At 63.9% G+C, this 18,922-nt stretch carries 12 protein-coding genes; 4 read left to right on the forward strand and 8 right to left on the reverse strand.

What is annotated here, in order from left to right; all coding sequences use genetic code 11:
• Positions 1–183 precede the first annotated feature (183 nt).
• The 7 genes from PMI40_RS02440 to folD all read right to left on the reverse strand — a co-directional run bounded on the left by PMI40_RS02440 (position 184) and on the right by folD (position 8,355).
• The gene (locus PMI40_RS02440) at positions 184–1,257 is read right to left on the reverse strand and encodes a GGDEF domain-containing protein (protein WP_008111764.1); all 1,074 of its coding nucleotides are present in this window, start codon (positions 1,255–1,257) and stop codon (positions 184–186) included.
• A gap of 364 nt (positions 1,258–1,621) precedes the next feature.
• Positions 1,622–2,521 (reverse strand): lipid A hydroxylase LpxO, encoded by a 900-nt coding sequence (gene lpxO, locus PMI40_RS02445; protein WP_008111766.1) that lies wholly within the window; start codon positions 2,519–2,521, stop codon positions 1,622–1,624.
• A gap of 331 nt (positions 2,522–2,852) precedes the next feature.
• Positions 2,853–4,163, reverse strand: a complete 1,311-nt coding sequence (locus PMI40_RS02450; RefSeq protein ID WP_008111768.1) for a D-amino acid dehydrogenase — start codon at positions 4,161–4,163, stop codon at positions 2,853–2,855.
• A gap of 204 nt (positions 4,164–4,367) precedes the next feature.
• Positions 4,368–4,841 carry a hypothetical protein gene (locus PMI40_RS02455; protein WP_008111770.1) on the reverse strand — a complete coding sequence of 158 codons (474 nt, stop codon included), beginning with the start codon at positions 4,839–4,841 and terminating at the stop codon, positions 4,368–4,370.
• Positions 4,842–4,848: 7 nt separating this feature from the next.
• On the reverse strand, positions 4,849–5,268 hold the full coding sequence (locus tag PMI40_RS02460) for a DNA polymerase III subunit chi (RefSeq protein WP_008111772.1): 420 nt from the start codon (positions 5,266–5,268) through the stop codon (positions 4,849–4,851).
• Between the two features lie 108 nt (positions 5,269–5,376).
• Positions 5,377–7,455, reverse strand: a complete 2,079-nt coding sequence (locus PMI40_RS02465) for a M3 family metallopeptidase (RefSeq protein WP_008111773.1) — start codon at positions 7,453–7,455, stop codon at positions 5,377–5,379.
• Positions 7,456–7,509: 54 nt separating this feature from the next.
• Positions 7,510–8,355, reverse strand: a complete 846-nt coding sequence (folD, locus tag PMI40_RS02470) for a bifunctional methylenetetrahydrofolate dehydrogenase/methenyltetrahydrofolate cyclohydrolase FolD (protein WP_008111775.1) — start codon at positions 8,353–8,355, stop codon at positions 7,510–7,512.
• Positions 8,356–8,638: 283 nt separating this feature from the next.
• Here folD and gshA point away from each other — a divergent pair, with 283 nt between their 5' ends.
• The 4 genes from gshA (at position 8,639) to lpdA (ending at position 17,029) form a co-directional block, all read left to right on the forward strand.
• Positions 8,639–10,243 (forward strand): glutamate--cysteine ligase, encoded by a 1,605-nt coding sequence (gene gshA / locus PMI40_RS02475; protein WP_008111778.1) that lies wholly within the window; start codon positions 8,639–8,641, stop codon positions 10,241–10,243.
• 386 nt (positions 10,244–10,629) lie between these two features.
• Positions 10,630–13,326 carry a pyruvate dehydrogenase (acetyl-transferring), homodimeric type gene (aceE, locus tag PMI40_RS02480; protein WP_008111780.1) on the forward strand — a complete coding sequence of 899 codons (2,697 nt, stop codon included), beginning with the start codon at positions 10,630–10,632 and terminating at the stop codon, positions 13,324–13,326.
• Positions 13,327–13,515: 189 nt separating this feature from the next.
• Positions 13,516–15,180, forward strand: coding sequence for a dihydrolipoyllysine-residue acetyltransferase (aceF, locus tag PMI40_RS02485; protein WP_008111782.1), 1,665 nt, complete (start codon positions 13,516–13,518; stop codon positions 15,178–15,180).
• A gap of 67 nt (positions 15,181–15,247) precedes the next feature.
• Positions 15,248–17,029: a dihydrolipoyl dehydrogenase gene (gene lpdA / locus PMI40_RS02490; RefSeq protein WP_008111784.1), complete on the forward strand. Its 1,782-nt coding sequence runs from the start codon at positions 15,248–15,250 to the stop codon at positions 17,027–17,029.
• Positions 17,030–17,502: 473 nt separating this feature from the next.
• On the opposite strand, the gene PMI40_RS02495 is transcribed toward lpdA, so the two are convergent.
• The gene (locus tag PMI40_RS02495; RefSeq protein ID WP_008111785.1) at positions 17,503–18,921 is read right to left on the reverse strand and encodes an FAD-binding oxidoreductase; all 1,419 of its coding nucleotides are present in this window, start codon (positions 18,919–18,921) and stop codon (positions 17,503–17,505) included.
• Position 18,922 lies beyond the last annotated feature (1 nt).

Here is an 18,922-nt window from a genome sequence, read left to right on the forward strand (position 1 = left end):
CCCTGTCTCATGCTTTTACGACATGGGCGAATGCGGCAAACGCATGAGCTTGGATCGCATATAACCCTATCGCTGTAGGCGACAACTTTATCGCGGGAGATGAAATCGATGCCGGCAAGGGCGGCAAGGGCGGCAAGGGCGGCAAGGGCGGCAAGGGCGGGCAGGCGCGGTGCGCCCGCCCGGTCAGAAGAACTCGACCGTGTCGTTGGTCGTGATGCCGGAGGTCAGGACGCCCGAATCGACCAGTTCTTCATAGAAGCAGATGCGGTTGCGGCCGCTTTTCTTGGCGTGATAGAGCGCCTGGTCGGCGTGGCCCAGGATCACCACCGGGGTTTCGCGGGAGATGCCCACGAAGCCCAGGCTGACCGTGACCTTGCCGACCTGCGGGAAGTCGTACTCCTGCACGTTCTGGCGGAAGCGGTCGAAGATCTTGCGGGCGTCGGTCAGCGTGGTGGCGCGCAGCAGGATCACGAATTCCTCGCCGCCAAAACGGAAGATGCGGTCGTGGCTGCGAAACGACGCGCGCAGGATATTGGCCATCAGGATCAGCACTTCATCGCCATACAGATGGCCGTAGCGATCGTTGACCTGCTTGAAATGGTCGATGTCGACCACCGCCAGCCAGTGGCCCTTGGGTTCGTCGATGACCTCGCCGTCGTGGCGGCGATCATCCTTGTCCAGCGCATGCGATTCGGCCGGTGCGATGGCGAAGGCATAACGGGTGAACTGCTCGTCGAAGGTCTTGCGGTTGAACAGCCCCGTGAGCGCGTCACGCTCGCTGTAGTCGAGCAGGCTCTGGTAGTTGCAGTAGACGTGGAAGATGCCGTGGATGACGTCCATTATCTGCTGCTCGAACGGACGGTCGCTGCGGATCTCGACGCACGAATTCATCTTGCCATGCAGCCAGACCGGTAGCCATAGCACGTGCGAGCCGTCGTCGGCGGTCTCGAGGTATTCGTTGAGGTGGTTGCGGATGCACGCCATCATGGCCGGAAAGCTGGCCAGCGGCTCCTTCAGGTCTTCGCTGGTGTGGTCATCGATGGTATGCACGGCGCCATCGCGGATGACCATTTTTTCCTGCACATAGTGCTCGTCGCGCATGGTGAAGATTTCCAGCATGCGGATGGCCTGGACATTGGTCAGCTGATAGAGCGCCGAGATGACGGAAACTGCCAGGCGGGAGTGTTCCCGGTGGGCGGTGATTTCTACCAGATGCTTGAGCAGCGGTTTTTTCATCTCGTCGTCGATGTCCTGCATGAGCCCATTGTTCTATGTATGGTCGGTACTCGGAGTCGGCTTCACCATTCACGCAATGTATCAGCACCATGCAAGAATCACGCCATCAAGCAAGCCAGGAAGCGAGATGATTTTACACGTTCGCACGCACTAGGATGAAGCAGTTTCTTTACTTTGAAACCGAAAGTTCCGTTTCCATTTCCGTGCAGAAATGTTGTCGCAGCGCGTGCAGCGGTTACGTTGCGATGGTGAGTCCTGCCCCTCTTTCTAAATGCATCTGGCGCATGGGAAGTTCCATCTGGCGCAGCGCGAGCCGTGAAAAAAAACCGCCCGGCGGGCGGCGGGCGGATTTTTTCAGAGGGGAGGGCGGTACGCCCGCTCGTTGTCAGGCGTAGATGATCAGCAGGGCCACCGCGATGATGAGACCGAACTTGGTGATGCGATAGGCGGTCTTGTTCCAGTTCTTGAAGCGGCGGCGATATTGCCCGGCCAGCCAGACGAAGCGGAACAGCTTGTTGACGCGCCCGGTCTGGTCGCCCGTTTCATTGGGCGACGCCGCCGCCGTCATCATGGTGCGACCGAGCCATTGATTGATGGCCTCGGCCCAGCGATAACGCAGCGGGCGCTCGACGTCGCAGAACAGGATGATACGGTTCGTCTCGGCGCCATTCTGGGCCCAGTGGATGAAGGTCTCGTCGAACACCACGCTCTTGCCGTCGCGCCAGCTGTAGCGCTGGCCGTCGACCTCGATGAAGCAGCGGTCGTCGTTGGGCGTCACCAGGCCCAGGTGATAGCGCAGCGAGCCGGCATACGGATCGCGGTGCGGATTGAGGGTGCCGCCCGGGGCCAGCTCGGCAAACATGGCGGCCTTGACGCTGGGAATGCGGCGCAGGATCTCGACCGTGCGCGGGCAGAATTTCTCGGCCGAGGGGTGGCTGGCGTTGTACCACTTCAGGTAGAAGCGTTTCCAGCCGGCCTTGAAGAATGAATTGAAGCCGGCATCGTCGTTCTTCTCGGCGGCCTTGATCTTGGCCAGGTTCTGCAGCGCCACGGCTTCGTCACGGATGATTTCCCAGTTGGCGTCGATGAGGGCCAGGTCGTCGAACTGCCTGACCGACGGGTAGGGCACCGGCGGCACGCGCGAGAAGGCGTACATGAACAGGTTGATCGGCGACATGATCGACGAATGATCGAAGAACTGGCGCAGGAACGGCAGCCGCACGCGCCCGCGGAAGTGGATGAAGAGAATGGAAAACAGGTAGATGAATACGATCGCCCACTTCATTGCATGGTCCTCTTGATGGTGCAGGCCGCAGGCCGGCGTGGCCTGCGGCATTGGCATGGATGCCATATGGTCTCGGATAGGGGGAGATCAAGTGCAGAACGCCGCCGTAGGGCGAAAGATACGCGCTGATGAGTTAGGCTCGCTCCCCTTTGTGCCGGCGCCAGGCGCTGGGCAAGCCAAGGATTCTACACCAACGCCGTGCAAGCAAATGTCAACGCAGCCGGCCCGCCCCGGCTTTGCGCTGCTGCCCTGCGCCATATCAAGGGTCGGATGGAAAAACGGACCGGGCGCAGGCGCCCGGTCCGTCGTCGATGTTGCGGCAAGGGTCGCTTCAGGCCGCCTGCTGGATGATGTGCGGACCCCGGTTCCAGCGCGGCAGGCCGGTGAAGGCGAAGTCGATCTCGGGCACCCGGCCGGCCACGATCTCGGCAATGGCGCGGCCCGAGCCGCAGCCCATGGTCCAGCCCAGGGTGCCGTGGCCGGTATTGAGGAACAGGTTGTCGATGCGGGTCTTGCCGACATAGGGCACGTTGGATGGCGTGAGCGGGCGCAGGCCGGTCCAGTAGGTCGGGTTTTCATAGTCGCAGCCCTCGGGGAACAGCTCGCGGGTGCGGCGCGTGATGGCTTCGCAGCGGGTGGTGTTGAGCTCGCGGCCGTAGCCGTTCAATTCGCAGGTGCCGGCCACCCGCAGCCGGTCGCCCAGGCGCGACACCACCAGCTTGTAGCCGTCGTCGGTGAGCGATACGGTGGGAGCGGCATCGGGATTGGTGACCCGGTAGGTGGCCGAGTAGCCCTTGCCCGGGTACAGCAGCAGGTCGATACCCAATGGCTTGACCAGCTGCTGTGAAAAACTGCCCATGGCGACGACGAAGATATCGGCCGTCAACACCTCATGGCGGCCGTCCGGATTGATCACCTCGACCCCCGTGACGCGGGCGGCGGCGCCGGTGCCGGTGGTGATCAGGCGGGTGACCGAGGTCGAATAGCGAAACGCGACGCCGGCCTCGGCGCTCCTGGCAGCCAGGCCGGTGGTGAGCTTGTAGACGTCGCCCGATTCGTCGGTGGCGGTGAAGTCGCCGCCGACGATCTTGTTGCGAATCGACGCCAGTGCCGGCTCGATGCGCACCACTTCGTCGGCGCTGATCGATTCGCGCGGGCAGCCGAGGTCGCGCATCAGCTTGGCCGCCGGCAGCGACTCTTCGAATTCCTTTTCCTCGGTATAGAAATGCAGGATGCCACGCGTGAGATGGTCGTAACCGATGCCGGTCTCGGCCCGCACGGCCTGCAGGGTCTGGCGGCTGTATTCACACAGCGCGACGATGTTGCGGATGTTCCGGTCGGTGCGGGCGGCGGTGCATTCGCGCAGGAAGCTCACGGCCCATTTCCACTGCAGCCATTCGGGGCGGAAGCGGTACAGCAGAGGCGCGTCTTCCTTGCCCAGCCATTTCAATACCTTCATCGGGGCCGCCGGGTTGGCCCAGGGTTCGGCATGCGAGACCGAGATCTGGCAACCGTTGGCAAAGCTGGTCTCCTGCGCGGCGCCCGGTTGGCGTTCGATGACGGTGACGTCGTACCCTTGCTTGCTGAGGAACCAGGCGGAAGCGGTCCCGATAATGCCTGCGCCCAATACGATCACTTTCATCTCACTCTCCCGGTCTCTGCGTGAACTGGATCACGGCGGCGCCGTGTTGCCAGAATGCTTGTGTTCATTCCATCGTCATCGATGGAAATGCGTGCAGGTATTGTAAGAATATCCGGATTGTCGATGTCGCCAATTCCGGCCAGTGTATTTTGAATATATTAAGCGCAGTGGCAGATTTTATTTAAAAATGAAAGAAAAAGGCAGTCAGCTTTGGTTTTTTGAAGAAGTGAATCGGGCCATTTCTTCCGCCACCGCGCGGGTGACGGTTTCGGCCAGCGCCTGGCGCAGGCCTTCCTTGATGCGCTGCGTCAGTATGTCGCCCAGGTTGTCCATCGTCAGCGCCAGTTGGTCACGCAAGTGCTGCTGCACCACGGTATCGGCTTGCGCCAGCAGGTTCTGCAGCACGTTTTCGCGAATTTCCTGTTCCCAGTTGCGATATTGCTCGGCCACCGGGCTGAACGGCTCGGGCGCGAACGATTGTGCCGGCGGCTGGTAATTGGCGCTTTCCGGCGCCTGCCAGAAAGCACCGGGCTGGGGGGCAGAGGCGTAATCGGGGGCGCCGGCGTCGGCTTGCGCCACATAGGCCGGGGGCATCGGTATCGACTGCTGCGGCAGCACCTGGGGCGCCACCGGGATGATCTCGGTCAGCAGCGGAATGTTGTGGTCGTCGTGGTTCATGGCGGGTTCAACTGGCCACGAAGTGATTGAGCGGATAGCCGCGTTCTTTATAGAAGCGGTAGCGCTCGCGCCCGGCGCTGCGGTCGGCTTCCTGGTCGGCCACGATCTCGAGCATGCGTTCGAAGCGGGCGAAGTTCGACGGCGTCTGCGCCGACAGGTTGATCAGCACCTGGTGGTGCGGCAATTCGAGATCGTCGCGGGCGGTCAGGATGATCGGGGTTTGCGCTGCAAGCGCATCGCCGGCGCCGACGTGGGGCAGGAAGTCCTGCTCGGAAAAGGTCCACAGGGCCTGGTCCAGTTGCTGCAGCTCTTGCGCATCGGTCGCGCGCAGCACGATCTTGCTGCCGGCGGCATGGGCCTTGCGCACCAGGCGGCAGACATAGGCGATCTTCTGCGGGACGTTGCTATGGAAGTCGATACGGGTCATGGCGGAAGTATAAAGCCACTGCCGCCGCCGTGGGGTGCGGCGATGAAGTTCGGCGCCCCGGATCGGGGAGGCGCCAAGACCGGGCGCCTCCCCGCGTGCCGCAGCCGGTCAGGCAGCCATGCCGCTGTGGCGCAGCAACGCATCGATGCTGGGCTCGCGCCCACGGAAGGCCTTGAACGACTCGATTGCCGGGCGCGAGCCGCCGACCGCCAGGATCTCTTGCTGGAAGCGGCGCCCGGTTTCCAGCGACACCACGTTGCCACTCTCGGCCGCGGCCTCCTCGAAGGCACCATAGGCGTCGGCAGACAGCACCTCGGCCCACTTGTAGCTGTAGTAACCGGCCGCGTAGCCGCCGGCGAAGATGTGCGAGAACGAATGCTGGAAGCGGTTGAATTCGGGCGGCCGGATCACGGCAATGCGCTCGCGCACGGCATCGAGCAGTTGCTGCACGGTCTGGCCGCCACCGACTTCATATTCGTGGTGGATCAGCATGTCGAACAGCGAGAACTCGACCTGGCGCAGTGTCTGCAGCCCGGACTGGAAGTTCTTGGCGGCAATCATCTTGTCGTACAGCGTGCGCGGCAGCTGGGCGCCGGTCTCGGCGTGCGAGGTCAGCTGCTGCAGCACGTCCCACTCCCAGCAGAAGTTTTCCATGAACTGCGAGGGCAACTCGACCGCGTCCCATTCGACGCCCGAAATGCCCGAAACCCCCACTTCGTCAACCTGGGTCAGCATGTGATGCAGGCCATGTCCGAACTCATGGAACAGGGTAATGACTTCGTCGTGGGTAAACAGCGCCGCACGCGCCACTCCATCTACCACGACCGGTTCGGTGAAGTTGCACACCAGATAGGCGATCGGGGTCTGTACACCGCTGGCCGTCAGGCGCCGGGCCCGGGCGTCGTCCATCCAGGCGCCGCCGCGCTTGCCGCTGCGCGCATACAGGTCGAGATAGAACTGGCCGACCAGTTGGCCGTCGCGTTCGATGCGATAGAACTTGACGTCCTTGTGCCATACCGGCGCCGTATCGGCCTTGATGCTCACGCCGAACAACTGTTGCGCCACCTGGAACAGGCCGCCCACCACGCGTGGTTCGGGGAAGTACTGCTTCAGTTCCTGCTCGGAGAAGGCATAGCGCTGCTCACGCAGCTTTTCGGATGCATAGGTGCTGTCCCAGGCCTGCAGCGTGTCCAGTCCCAGCTTTTCGCGGGCGAAGTCCTTGAGCTCCTGGTAGTCCTTTTCGCCGAACGGACGGGCGCGCTGGCCCAGGTCTTCCAGGAACGCGATCACCTCGGCCGGCGACTGCGCCATCTTCGGCACCAGCGAGACCTCGGCGAAGTTGGCATAGCCCAGCAGCTGTGCTTCTTCCTTGCGCAGGCGCAGGATGTCGTCGATGTTGGCGCTGTTGTCCCAGTCGGGCTTGCCGCCCAGTTCGGACGCCTTGGTCGCATTGGCGCGGTAGATCTTCTCGCGCAGCGCCCGGTTGTCTGCATATTGCAGTACCGGGAAGTACGAAGGGAAATGCAGCGTGAACTTGAAGCCCGGCTTGCCGTCCTTCTCGGCCCCCGCGCGCGCGGCCTGCCTGACGTCGTCGGGCAAGCCGGCCAGTTCGGCCTCGTCGTCCACGAACAGGGCGAAATCATTGGTGGCGTCGAGCACGTTTTCGGAGAAACGGGTGGTCAGCGCAGCGTGCTGCTCCTGGATCTCGGCAAAGCGTTCCTTCTGCTCGGCCGGCAATTCGGCACCGGACAGGCGGAAGTCGCGCACGGCGTTGTCGACCACCCGGCGCCGCGCCGGCGATAGCCGGGCAAAGGCCGGGCTGGCCTGCAGCGCCTTGTACTTGTCGAACAGCGCCAGGTTCTGGCCGAGATCGGTCCAGAATTCCACCAGGCGCGGCTGGTTCTCGTTGTAGGTCGCACGCAGCTCGGGCGTGTCCATCACCGAGTTCAGGTGCCCGACCACGCTCCAGGCGCGTCCCAGTTTTTCGGTGGCCGATTCCAGCGGCTCGACGAAGTTGTCCCAGGTGACCTCGGCCATCGGTGCCTCCAGTTCGGTCACCAGCCGGGCAGCGTCGGCCAGCAGCTTGTCCACGGCCGGGGTGACGTGCTCGGGCTTGATGGCCTCGAACTGGGCATAGCCCGAGAAATCGAGCAGGGGGTTGGCGGCGATGTCGTTGGGTGTGGTCATGGGCTCTCGATTCGTTGGGTACGCCCCGCACCATGCGGGGCGTCATTCATTACATCAGGACCGTTCGGCGGCTTCGATCGTGTTGACCAGCAGCATGGTGATGGTCATGGGACCGACGCCACCCGGCACCGGAGTGATCCAGCCGGCCACTTCGCGTGCGTTGGCGAAGTCGACGTCGCCGCACAGCTTGCCGTTGTCGTCGCGGTTCATGCCGACGTCGATCACCACCGCACCCGGCTTGACCATGTCGGCGGTGACGATATTGCGCCGGCCGGTGGCCACCACCAGGATGTCGGCGCCACGCGTATGGTGGCCCAGGTCGCGGGTCTTGGAGTTACAGATAGTGACGGTGGCACCGGCTTGCAAGAGCAACATCGCCTGCGGCTTGCCCACGATGTTGGACGCGCCCACCACCACCGCATTGGCGCCGCGCACGGGATAGTCGATCGATTCGAGCATCTTCATGACGCCGTAGGGGGTGCACGGACGGAACAACGGCTGGCCGGTCATCAGCAGGCCGGCATTGCTGATATGAAAGCCGTCGACGTCCTTCTCGGGGGCGATCGCCTCGATCACCTTGTGCGAGTCGATATGCGCCGGCAGCGGCAGTTGCACCAGGATGCCGTTGATCTTGGGGTCGTGGTTGAGTGCGTCGATACGTGCCAGCAGGTCGGCCTCGGTCAGCGTGGCGTCGTATTTCTCGAACACCGAATGCAGGCCGTTGTCTTCGCAGGCCTTGACCTTGTTGCGCACATAGACTTGCGAAGCCGGGCTGTCGCCCACCAGGATCACCGCCAGTCCGGGCTGCTTGCCCTGTGCGGTCAGGGCAGCGGCGCGGCGGGCGACATCGGCGCGCAGTTGTTGGGAGAGCAGGTTTCCATCGATCAGTTGAGCTGGCATGGCAGATATAGAGGCAAAGAGGCTGAAAGGAGAGGGCGGCAGCCTCACATGGGGCCGGCTGCGCGCGGCGCAACCTGGAATTATAAAGCGTGCCGCGCCCGCGCAGGCAGCGCCAGCCCGTTCGACGTTGTCGGGAAGATAACAAAACCGTCCACCGCCACCGGCGTGGTCGGTTTTTCGGGACCAACGGCGACAATTGGCGTTTTCGGTTATGCTCCCGCAACCAAATCGCGAGCCCCCGTAGCAGGGCTTGTGCTGAATCGCCATTTTCAAGGACCACCGCATGACCGATCTGCTGACCCGCCGCCTGCAACTGCTTGCCAGCGAGCAACACCTGGGCTTGCTCGGTGGCGGCTTGCGCGGCGTGGAGCGCGAGACCCTGCGCGTGGACCGGGCCGGCCAGCTGGCGCATACGCCGCATCCCGCCGCGCTCGGTTCGGCCCTCACCAATGAATTGATCACCACCGATTATTCGGAGTCGCTGGTCGAATTCATCACCCCGGCCGAGCCCGACATTGCCATCGCCCTGCAACGGCTCGACGAGATCCATCGCTTTGCCTATCCGCGCCTGGGCGGCGAGGTGTTGTGGAACGCCTCGATGCCGTGCGAGCTGCCGCCCGAGGACGAGATCCCGCTGGCCTGGTATGGCAGTTCCCACATCGGCATGCTCAAGCATGTATACAGGCGCGGCCTGGCGCTGCGCTACGGCCGCACCATGCAGTGCATCGCCGGCATCCACTACAATTTCTCGCTCGACGAGGGCCTGTGGGAGGCGCTGCGGGCTGGCGACGAGAGCGACGAGCGGGTCGACGTCTCGGTCTCGCGCCGTGATTACCAGTCGGAACGCTATATCGCGCTGATCCGCAATTTCCGTCGCTACAGTTGGCTGTTGATGTATCTGTTCGGTGCCTCGCCGGCGGTGGCCACCAATTTCCTGCGCGGCCGCCCGCACCAGCTCGAGACACTCTCGGCCGATACCCTGTACCTGCCCTACGGCACCAGCCTGCGCATGAGCGACCTGGGTTACCAGAACAATGCCCAGGCCAATATCACGCCGCACTACAACAACCTGCCGGCCTATATTCGCAGCCTCTCGCATGCGGTCAGCGAACCCTATCCGCCGTACGAGGCGATCGGCACCAAGCGCGACGGCGAGTGGGTGCAGATCAATACCAATATCCTGCAGATCGAGAACGAGTTCTACTCGGCGATCCGTCCCAAGCGCGTGATCTACAGCGGCGAGCGCCCGGTGCAGGCGCTGTCGGCACGTGGCGTGCAGTACGTCGAGGTGCGCTGCATGGACATCGATCCCTTCGATCCGCTGGGCATCAACCTGCAGACGGCGCGTTTCCTGGATGTGTTCCTGCACTTCCTGGCGCTGGAGCAGAGCTGCCTGACCTCCGACGCCGAAGGCGCCGAGAATCGCGCCAATTTCATGGCGACCGTCAAGCAAGGGCGCCAGCCCGGATTGCAATTGCAGTTCAAGGGGCAAGCCATCGGCCTGAGCCAGTGGGGCGGGCAACTGCTCGATCGCATGCAGGCGGTGGCCGAGTTGCTCGACCTGCATGCCGGCGGCAGCCAACACGGCGATGCCCTGGCGGCACAACGCATCAAGCTGGCCGATCCGGACGCCACGCCGTCGGCCCGCGTATTGCGCGAGATCGGTGCCGCCGGCAATTCGTTTGCCGCCTTCGCGCTGCAAAACAGCACCCGCCAGGCCGAGCAGATGCTGGCGCGACCGCTCGATGCGGCCCGTACGGCCGAGTTCGAGGCCATGGTGCGTGCGTCGCTGCAAGCCCAGGACGATATCGAACGGACCCAGATCGGGGACTTCGATACCTTCGTCGCCGCCTACCGCGCCAGCACGCTGGGCAATATCAGCGTCTAGCGGCAGCTTCCCCGGCTTGACCCGATGGCCATCGCTGCGGTGGCGGCCGCCGGCCGCCTGTTAGTTTTGCGCACTGCAAACCGCCCTCGGAGGCCTGCGATTCGATCCGCGCCTCGAAAATCATCGCCCGCAACGCCCCTGTTCATGCCGCTTTGCAGCAAATTTTCATATTATGAAATCACTTATCGTAATTTGAAAATCAAAAATTCCCTGTTAGAATTCGTCGTCCTCAAGGCTGGAAGACCTTACATTAGCTGTTGAATCAGCTGTTGATATGGTCTTGCCGACATAGCCGGCGGCAACAGACAACGAACGCATTGAACGACCCGACCGACCCGCTGAGTCCATCAGACCGGCAGGAGCCTTCAACAAACAGGAGACATGACATGTCAGCCCAAATCGACCAAGTCCTGGCGCAGGCCGCCAACGATCCCGACGTGATGGAAACCCAGGAGTGGCTGGACGCCCTCGAAGCCGTGATCGAAAAGGAAGGCCCGGACCGCGCCCACTACCTGATGGAACGCATGGTCGACCTGGCTCGCCGTCGCGGCGCCCACATTCCCTTCTCCAGCAACACGGCCTACGTCAACACCATTCCCGCCGACCAGGGCGAGCATTGCCCCGGCAACCTCGAGTATGAAGAGCGCCTGCGTTCGTGGATGCGCTGGAACGCCATGGCCATGGTGGTCAAGGCCAACCGCGTCGATGGCGACCTGGGTGGCCACCTGTCCTCGTTTGCCTCGCTGGCCAACATGCTGGGCATCGGTTTCAACCATTTCTGGCACGCCCCGAGCGAAGACCACGGCGGCGACCTGCTGTATATCCAGGGCCACTCCTCGCCCGGCATCTACGCGCGTGCTTTCCTCGAAGGCCGCCTGACCGAGGACCAGCTGGTCCATTTCCGTCGCGAAGCCGATGGCAAGGGCCTGTCTTCGTATCCACACCCCAAGCTGATGCCCGAGTTCTGGCAGTTCCCGACGGTCTCGATGGGTCTGGGACCGTTGATGGCCATCTACCAGGCGCGCTTCCTGAAGTACCTGCACGCACGTGGCATCGCCAAGACCGACAACCGCAAGGTGTGGGCCTTCTGTGGCGACGGCGAGATGGACGAGCCGGAATCGATGGGCGCCATCGGCATGGCCGGTCGCGAACGCCTCAACAACCTGGTGATCGTGGTCAACTGCAACCTGCAACGCCTGGATGGCCCGGTGCGCGGCAATAGCAAGATCATCCAGGAACTCGAATCCGACTTCCGTGGCGCCGGCTGGAACGTGGTCAAGGTCATCTGGGGCAGCGGCTGGGACGAGCTGCTGGCGCGCGACAAGGATGGCATCCTGCAGAAGGTGATGATGGAAACCGTCGACGGTGAATATCAGAACTACAAGGCCAAGGACGGCGCCTTCGTGCGCAAGCACTTCTTCGGCAAGCACCCCAAGCTGCTGGAACTGGTCAGCAAGATGTCGGACGACGACATCTGGCGCCTGACCCGTGGCGGCCACGACCCGCACAAGATCTACGCCGCCTTCAAGGTCGCGCAGGACAGCCGCGACCAACCGACCGTGATCCTGGCCAAGTCGATCAAGGGCTATGGTTTCGGCAAGGCCGGCGAGGCGCGCAACACCGCGCACAACACCAAGAAACTGGACGACGAAGCCATCCGCGCCATGCGCGACCGCTTCCAGCTGCCGATCTCGGACGCCGATCTGCCCAATATCCCGTTCTTCAAGCCATCCGACGACACGCCCGAGATGCAGTACCTGCACGAGCGCCGCAAGGCCCTGGGCGGTTACCTGCCGCAGCGCCGTCCGCAAGCCGACGAAAAGCTGCCGGTGCCCGAGCTGTCGGCGTTCCAGGCGATGCTCGAACCGACCGCCGAAGGCCGCGAAATCTCGACCACGGCCGCCTATTCGCGCGTGCTGACCGCACTGCTGCGCGACCCCAACCTGGGCCAGCGCGTGGTGCCGATCATGGTCGACGAATCGCGAACCTTCGGTATGGAAGGCCTGTTCCGCCAGATCGGCATCTTCAGCCAGGTCGGCCAGCTGTACGAACCGGTCGACAAGGACCAGGTGATGTACTACCGCGAAGACAAGGCCGGCCAGATCCTGCAGGAGGGCATCAACGAAGCCGGCGGCATGAGCTCGTGGATCGCCGCGGCGACCTCGTACTCGACCAACAACCGGGTGATGATCCCGTTCTATACCTACTACTCGATGTTCGGCCTGCAGCGCATCGGCGACCTGGCATGGGCAGCGGGCGACATGCGTGCGCGCGGCTTCCTGATCGGCGGCACCGCCGGTCGTACCACCTTGAACGGTGAAGGCCTGCAGCATGAAGACGGCCACAGCCATGTGTTCGCCTCGGCGATCCCGAACTGCGTACCTTACGACCCGACCTTCGCCCACGAAGTCGCGGTGATCATCCATGACGGCCTGCGCCGCATGGTGGCCAACCAGGAAGACGTGTTCTACTACATCACCGTGATGAACGAGAACTACGGTCATCCAGGCATCAAGCCGGGCCAGGAAGAGGGCATCCTCAAGGGCCTGTACCTGCTCAACGAAAGCGAGAAGAAGAACAAGCTGCGCGTGCAGCTGCTGGGTTCGGGCACCATCCTGCGCGAGGTCATCGCCGCGGCCGACCTGCTGCGCGAGGACTGGAAGGTCGATGCCGATGTCTGGTCGGCGCCGTCCTTCACGCTGCTGGCCCGCGATGGCCAGGACGTGGAACGCTGGAACATGCTGCATCCGGCCGATGCCCCGAAGAAGAGCTACTTCGAGCAATCGCTGGAAGGCAGCGAAGGCCCGATCGTGGTGTCCACCGACTACATGCGCACCTATGCCGAGCAGGTCCGCGCGTTCGTGCCGAAGGGCCGTTCGTACAAGGTGCTGGGCACCGACGGCTATGGTCGCTCCGACACCCGCGCCAAGCTGCGCGAGTTCTTCGAGGTGAACCGTTACTTCGTGGCCGTGGCGGCATTGAAGTCGCTGGCCGACGAAGGCAAGATCAAGGGTTCCGTGGTGGCCGAGGCGATCGCCAAGTATGGCATCGACCCCAACAAGCCCAACCCGGTGACCGTATAAGTCTGCGCAGGCCAGGACCATCCCCGCTTCAGTCGAACTGACCGCGGGGATGTGTCTTGTGCGAGACCTCCCGAAAGCAGGAGGCCGGCGCCAGTCATGCCATACTCTGGCTGCGGCAGCAGGACCTTCATAACGCGACACAGCAGTCCCCGGCCCATGGCGGGACCACAGAACAATGGAGCGCAACAGATGAGTCAAGTCGAAGTAAAAGTCCCGGACATCGGCGATTTCAAGGAAGTCGAAGTCATCGAGGTGATGGTCAAGGTGGGCGACACGGTCAAGGTCGACCAGTCGCTGGTGACGGTCGAGTCCGACAAGGCCAGCATGGAAATCCCGTCCAGCCAGGCGGGCGTGATCAAGGAAATCAAGGTCAAGGTCGGTGACAAGATCGCCGAGGGTTCGCTGCTGGTGATCGTCGAGGCCGATGGCGCCGGCGCCGCCCCGGCACCCCAGGCCGCAGCGGCGGCCCCGGCTGCAGCCGAGGCTTCGGCACCTGCACCTGCGGCGACGGCAGCTGCGGCGCCCGCACCAGCCGCAGCCGGTGGCGTGGTCGAGATCGAAGTGCCGGACATCGGCGACTTCAAGGAAGTCGAAGTCATCGAGGTGATGGTCAAGGTGGGCGACACGGTCAAGGCCGAGCAGTCGTTGCTGACCGTCGAATCCGACAAGGCCAGCATGGAGATTCCATCCAGCCATGCCGGCGTCATCAAGGAACTGAAGATCAAGCTGGGCGACAAGGTCGCCAAGGGCAGCATCATCGCCACGCTGGAAACCACCGGCGGTGCGCCTGCGGCGGCGCCGGCCGCGCAGGCTGCCGCCGCGCCGGCGGCAGCGCAGGCCTCGGCACCCGCACCTGCCGCGGCACCGGCCGCCGCCCCGGCTGCTCCGGTCATCGCCAGTGCATCGGCCGTCAACACCGGCGGCAAGGCGCACGCGTCGCCATCGGTGCGCAAGTTCGCGCGCGAACTGGGAGTGGACCTGGGCCGCGTGCCGGCGACCGGCCCCAAGGGCCGTATCCTGCAGATCGACGTGCAGAACTTCGTCAAGGGCGTCATGGCCGGCAGCACGCAAGTCGCTGGCGCACCGGGCAAGAACGGCAGTGGCGCCGGCATGGACCTGTTGCCGTGGCCGTCGCTGGACTTCAGCAAGTTCGGCAACACCGAGCTGCTGCCGCTGTCGCGCATCAAGAAGATCAGCGGTCCCAACCTGCACCGCAACTGGGTGATGATCCCGCACGTGACGCAATTCGACGAAGCCGATGTCACCGAGCTCGAAGAATTCCGCAAGACCTCCAACGACGCCTATGCCAAGGCCAAGTCGCCGGTCAAGCTGACCATGCTGGCGTTCGTCATCAAGGCCAGTGTCGCGGCCCTGAAGAAATTCCCGGCCTTCAATTCGTCGCTGGATGCCAAGGGCGAAAACCTGATCCTGAAGCAGTACTACAACATCGGCTTCGCGGCCGACACGCCGCAAGGCCTGGTGGTGCCGGTGATCAAGAACGCCGACCAGAAGAGCATCGGCCAGATCGCCCAGGAGATGGGCGAGCTGTCGGCGCAGGCGCGTGACGGCAAGCTCAAGCCGGCCGACATGCAGGGCGCGACGTTCACCATCTCGTCCCTGGGTGGCATTGGCGGCACCGCCTTCACGCCCATCATCAACGCCCCCGAAGTGGCGATCCTGGGCTTGTCCAAGTCGACCATCAAGCCGGTGTGGGACGGCAAGCAATTCGCGCCGCGCCTGATCCTGCCGACTTCGTTGTCCTACGACCACCGGGTGGTGGACGGCGCCATGGGCGCCCGCTTCTCGGCCTACCTGGCCGAAGTGCTGGGCGACCTGCGCAAGTCGCTGCTGTAAGCGGTGCCAGGCGTGCCGGCCAGTGCCGGCACGCGCATGGACAACAGAACATAACGGAGTCAAGACAATGAGTCTCTCGGAAGTCAAGGTCCCCGATATCGGCGACTTCAAGGAAGTGGAAGTAATCGAACTGCTGGTCAAGGTGGGCGACACGATCAAGGTCGACCAGTCGCTGGTCACGGTCGAGTCCGACAAGGCCAGCATGGAAATCCCGTCGGCGGGTGCCGGCGTGGTCAAGGAACTGAAGGTCAAGGTCGGCGACAAGGTCGCCGAAGGCTCCATCCTGCTGCTGGTGGAAGCCAGCGGTGACGCGCCGGCTGCGGCCGCCCCCGCGGCGGCCCCGGCTGCGGCGCCGGCACCGGCTGCGACGCCTGCCGCGGCACCGGCTGCCACCGCACCGGTTGCCGCCAGCTTTGGTGGCAATGCCGATGTCGAATGCGACCTGATGGTGCTGGGCGGCGGTCCAGGCGGTTATTCGGCGGCGTTTCGTGGCGCCGATCTCGGCCTCAACACCGTCATCGTCGAGCGCGACGCCACGCTGGGCGGCGTTTGCCTCAACGTCGGCTGCATCCCGTCCAAGGCCTTGCTGCACGTGACCTCGGTGATCGACGAGACCGCCAACATGGCATCGCACGGCGTGACCTTCGGCAAGCCCGAGATCGACATCGACAAGTTGCGCGGCTACAAGGACAAGGTAATCGGCACCATGACCGGCGGCCTGGCCGGCATGGCCCGCGCCCGCAAGGTCGCCGTGGTGCGCGGCAATGGCCAGTTCGCCGGACCCAACCATATCGAAGTCACAGCGGAAGACGGCAGCAAGCAGGTGGTCAAGTTCAAGCAGGCCATCATCGCCGCCGGCTCGTCGGTGGTGAACCTGCCGTTCGTGCCGCAAGACCCGCGCATCGTCGACTCGACCGGTGCGCTGGAGTTGCGCCAGGTGCCCAAGCGCATGCTGGTCATCGGTGGTGGCATCATCGGCCTGGAGATGGCGACCGTCTATTCGACCCTCGGTGCGCGCATCGACGTGGTCGAAATGCTCGACGGCCTGATGCAGGGCGCCGACCGCGACATGGTCAAGGTGTGGCAGAAGTTCAACGAGAAGCGCTTCGACAACGTCATGGTCAAGACCAAGACGGTGGCCGTGGAAGCGCTGCCGGAAGGCATCAAGGTCACCTTCGAGGCGGCCGAGGCCGGTGCCAAGGCGCCCGAGCCGCAACTGTACGACCTGGTGCTGGTGGCCGTCGGTCGCAGCCCCAACGGCAAGAAGCTGGCGGCCGACAAGGCCGGCGTGATCGTCGGCGATCGCGGTTTCATCCCGGTCGACAGCCAGATGCGCACCAACGTGCCCAACATCTTCGCCATCGGCGACCTGGTGGGACAGCCGATGCTGGCCCACAAGGCGGTGCATGAAGGCCACGTGGCGGCCGAAGCCGCCGCCGGCCAGAAGAGCCATTTCGATGCCAGCGTGATTCCGTCGGTGGCCTACACCGATCCGGAAGTGGCGTGGGTCGGCGTGACCGAGGACGAAGCCCGCGCGCGTGGCATCAAGTTCGAGAAGGGTCACTTCCCGTGGGCCGCCTCGGGCCGGGCCGTGGCCAATGGCCGTGCCGAAGGCTTCACCAAGCTGCTGTTCGACGCCGAGACCCATCGCATCATCGGTGGCGGCATCGTCGGCACCCATGCCGGCGACATGATCGGCGAAGTGGCCCTGGCCATCGAGATGGGCGCCGACGCGGTCGACATCGGCAAGACCATCCACCCGCACCCGACGCTGGGCGAATCGCTCGGCATGGCCGCCGAAGTGGCAGAAGGCTCTTGTACCGACCTGCCACCGGTACGCAAGAAGTAGGCATCAGGATCCGGCCTGCCGGAAATGCCGCCCAGTCGTTGGCTGGGCGGCATTTTTTTCGACTATCATCCAGCTCGGCACGTCGGCTGCGGTGCGTGCGCCAAGGCGACGGGCGCCGGCCTACGATATTACGTTTGCCTACGACCGGGACAATAGGTGCTTGCGCCAGCACTGGATGTCGGTCAACGGAAAATTCTCCGCGGTGACGGCAAGGGATGTCAGGCATGTCGCGCACCACTATGGACTGCTCGGGCTGGTCAACGAAGCCGTCGAGCAAGCGACCCATGCGTTGGCCTCGTGGACTGAACTGGCAAGGATGCGGGCGTGCCGCAAGCGCAGAGCGGGCACATTGGACGCACGATCGACGATCTGCGACTGGCCTTCTAACCGGCCCAGGCACGTCTGAACAGGCCAGCCTCGCGCCAGCGCTTCGACAGGCCAGCCATTTCAGTTGTGATACCTGACCCAGACCCTCACACCAGCTTGCCTGGATTCATGATCAGGTTGGGATCGAAGGCCTGCTTGATGCGCATCATCAATTCCATCTCCAGCGGCTGCTTGTAGTGCTTCAGTTCGTCGCGCCGCAGTTGCCCCACGCCGTGTTCGGCGCTGATACTGCCGTTCAGGCGCGCGACCAGGTCATGCACCAGCCGGTTCAGCACCAGCGTGGCGTGCCTGAGCTCATCATAGGTCGACGACAGCGCGATCATCACATTGAAGTGCAGGTTGCCATCGCCCAGGTGGCCGAAGTTGATGATCTCGCAGCCGCCCAGGCCGGAACCGGCGATTGCCTCTTCGGCCGCATGCGTGAACGGCGCCAGCGACGAGATCGGCAGTGCGATGTCGTGCTTGATCACCTTGCCGGCGCGTACCTGCGCCTGCGAAATGCCTTCGCGCAGTTTCCATAGCGCCGCGCTCTGGGCCTGGCTGGCGCAGAACATGGCATCGGCGATCAGCCCGTCTTCCAGCGCCTGTCCCAGTACGTCTTCCAGCATCCGCTGCAGGCCGCTGTCCTCGGTGTCGGCCAGTTCGACCAGGGCATTGAATACGGTCGGTTGCGCCAGCGGCGCGCGGGTCTGGTCTACCTGCGCCAGTACCAGCGCCAGCGATGCGGCCGACATCATCTCGAACGCCACCAGGCGCTCGCCGCAGCGCGCCCGGGTGCGGGCCAGCAGCTCGACCAGTTGTTCCAGCGAATCGGCGCCGACCCAGGCGGTGGCGCGCGCATGAGACTGCGCGAACAGCTTGAGCACGGCGCCGGTGATGATGCCCAGCGTGCCTTCGGAACCGATGAACAGATCGCGCAGGTCGTAGCCGGTGTTGTCCTTGCGCAGCGCACGCAGTCCATTCCAGATCCGGCCATCGGGCAACACCACCTCCAGTCCCAGCGCCAGCTCGCGCATGTTGCCAAAGCGCAGCACGGCGATGCCGCCGGCGTTGGTGGCGAGGTTGCCGCCCACCGTACAACTGCCTTCGGCGCCCAGGCTCAACGGAAAATAGCGGCCCACCTCCTGCGCCGCCTGCTGCGCATTGGCCAGGATCACGCCGGCGTCGACCGTCATCGTGTTGTTGATCGGATCGACCTCGCGGATGCGGTTCATGCGGGTGGTCGACAGGATCACCTGGGCGCCGCTGTCGTCGGGCGTGGCGCCGCCGCTCATGCCGGTGTTGCCCCCTTGCGTGACGATCGGGGTGTGGGTCACATGGCACAGCCGCACCACCTCGGCGGTCTCGGCGGTATTGGCCGGACGCACCACGGCGGCGACGCGCCCCTGCCATTTGCCCAGCCAATCCTTGAGGTAGGGCGCTTGCGCATCGAGGTCGGTGACCAGGCCGGCGTCACCGACGATGGCGCGCAGCTGTGTCAGCAGTTGTTCGGTATCGTGGCTCATC

It is taken from the genome of Herbaspirillum sp. YR522 (assembly GCF_000282575.1).
Lineage (GTDB): Bacteria > Pseudomonadota > Gammaproteobacteria > Burkholderiales > Burkholderiaceae_D > Herbaspirillum.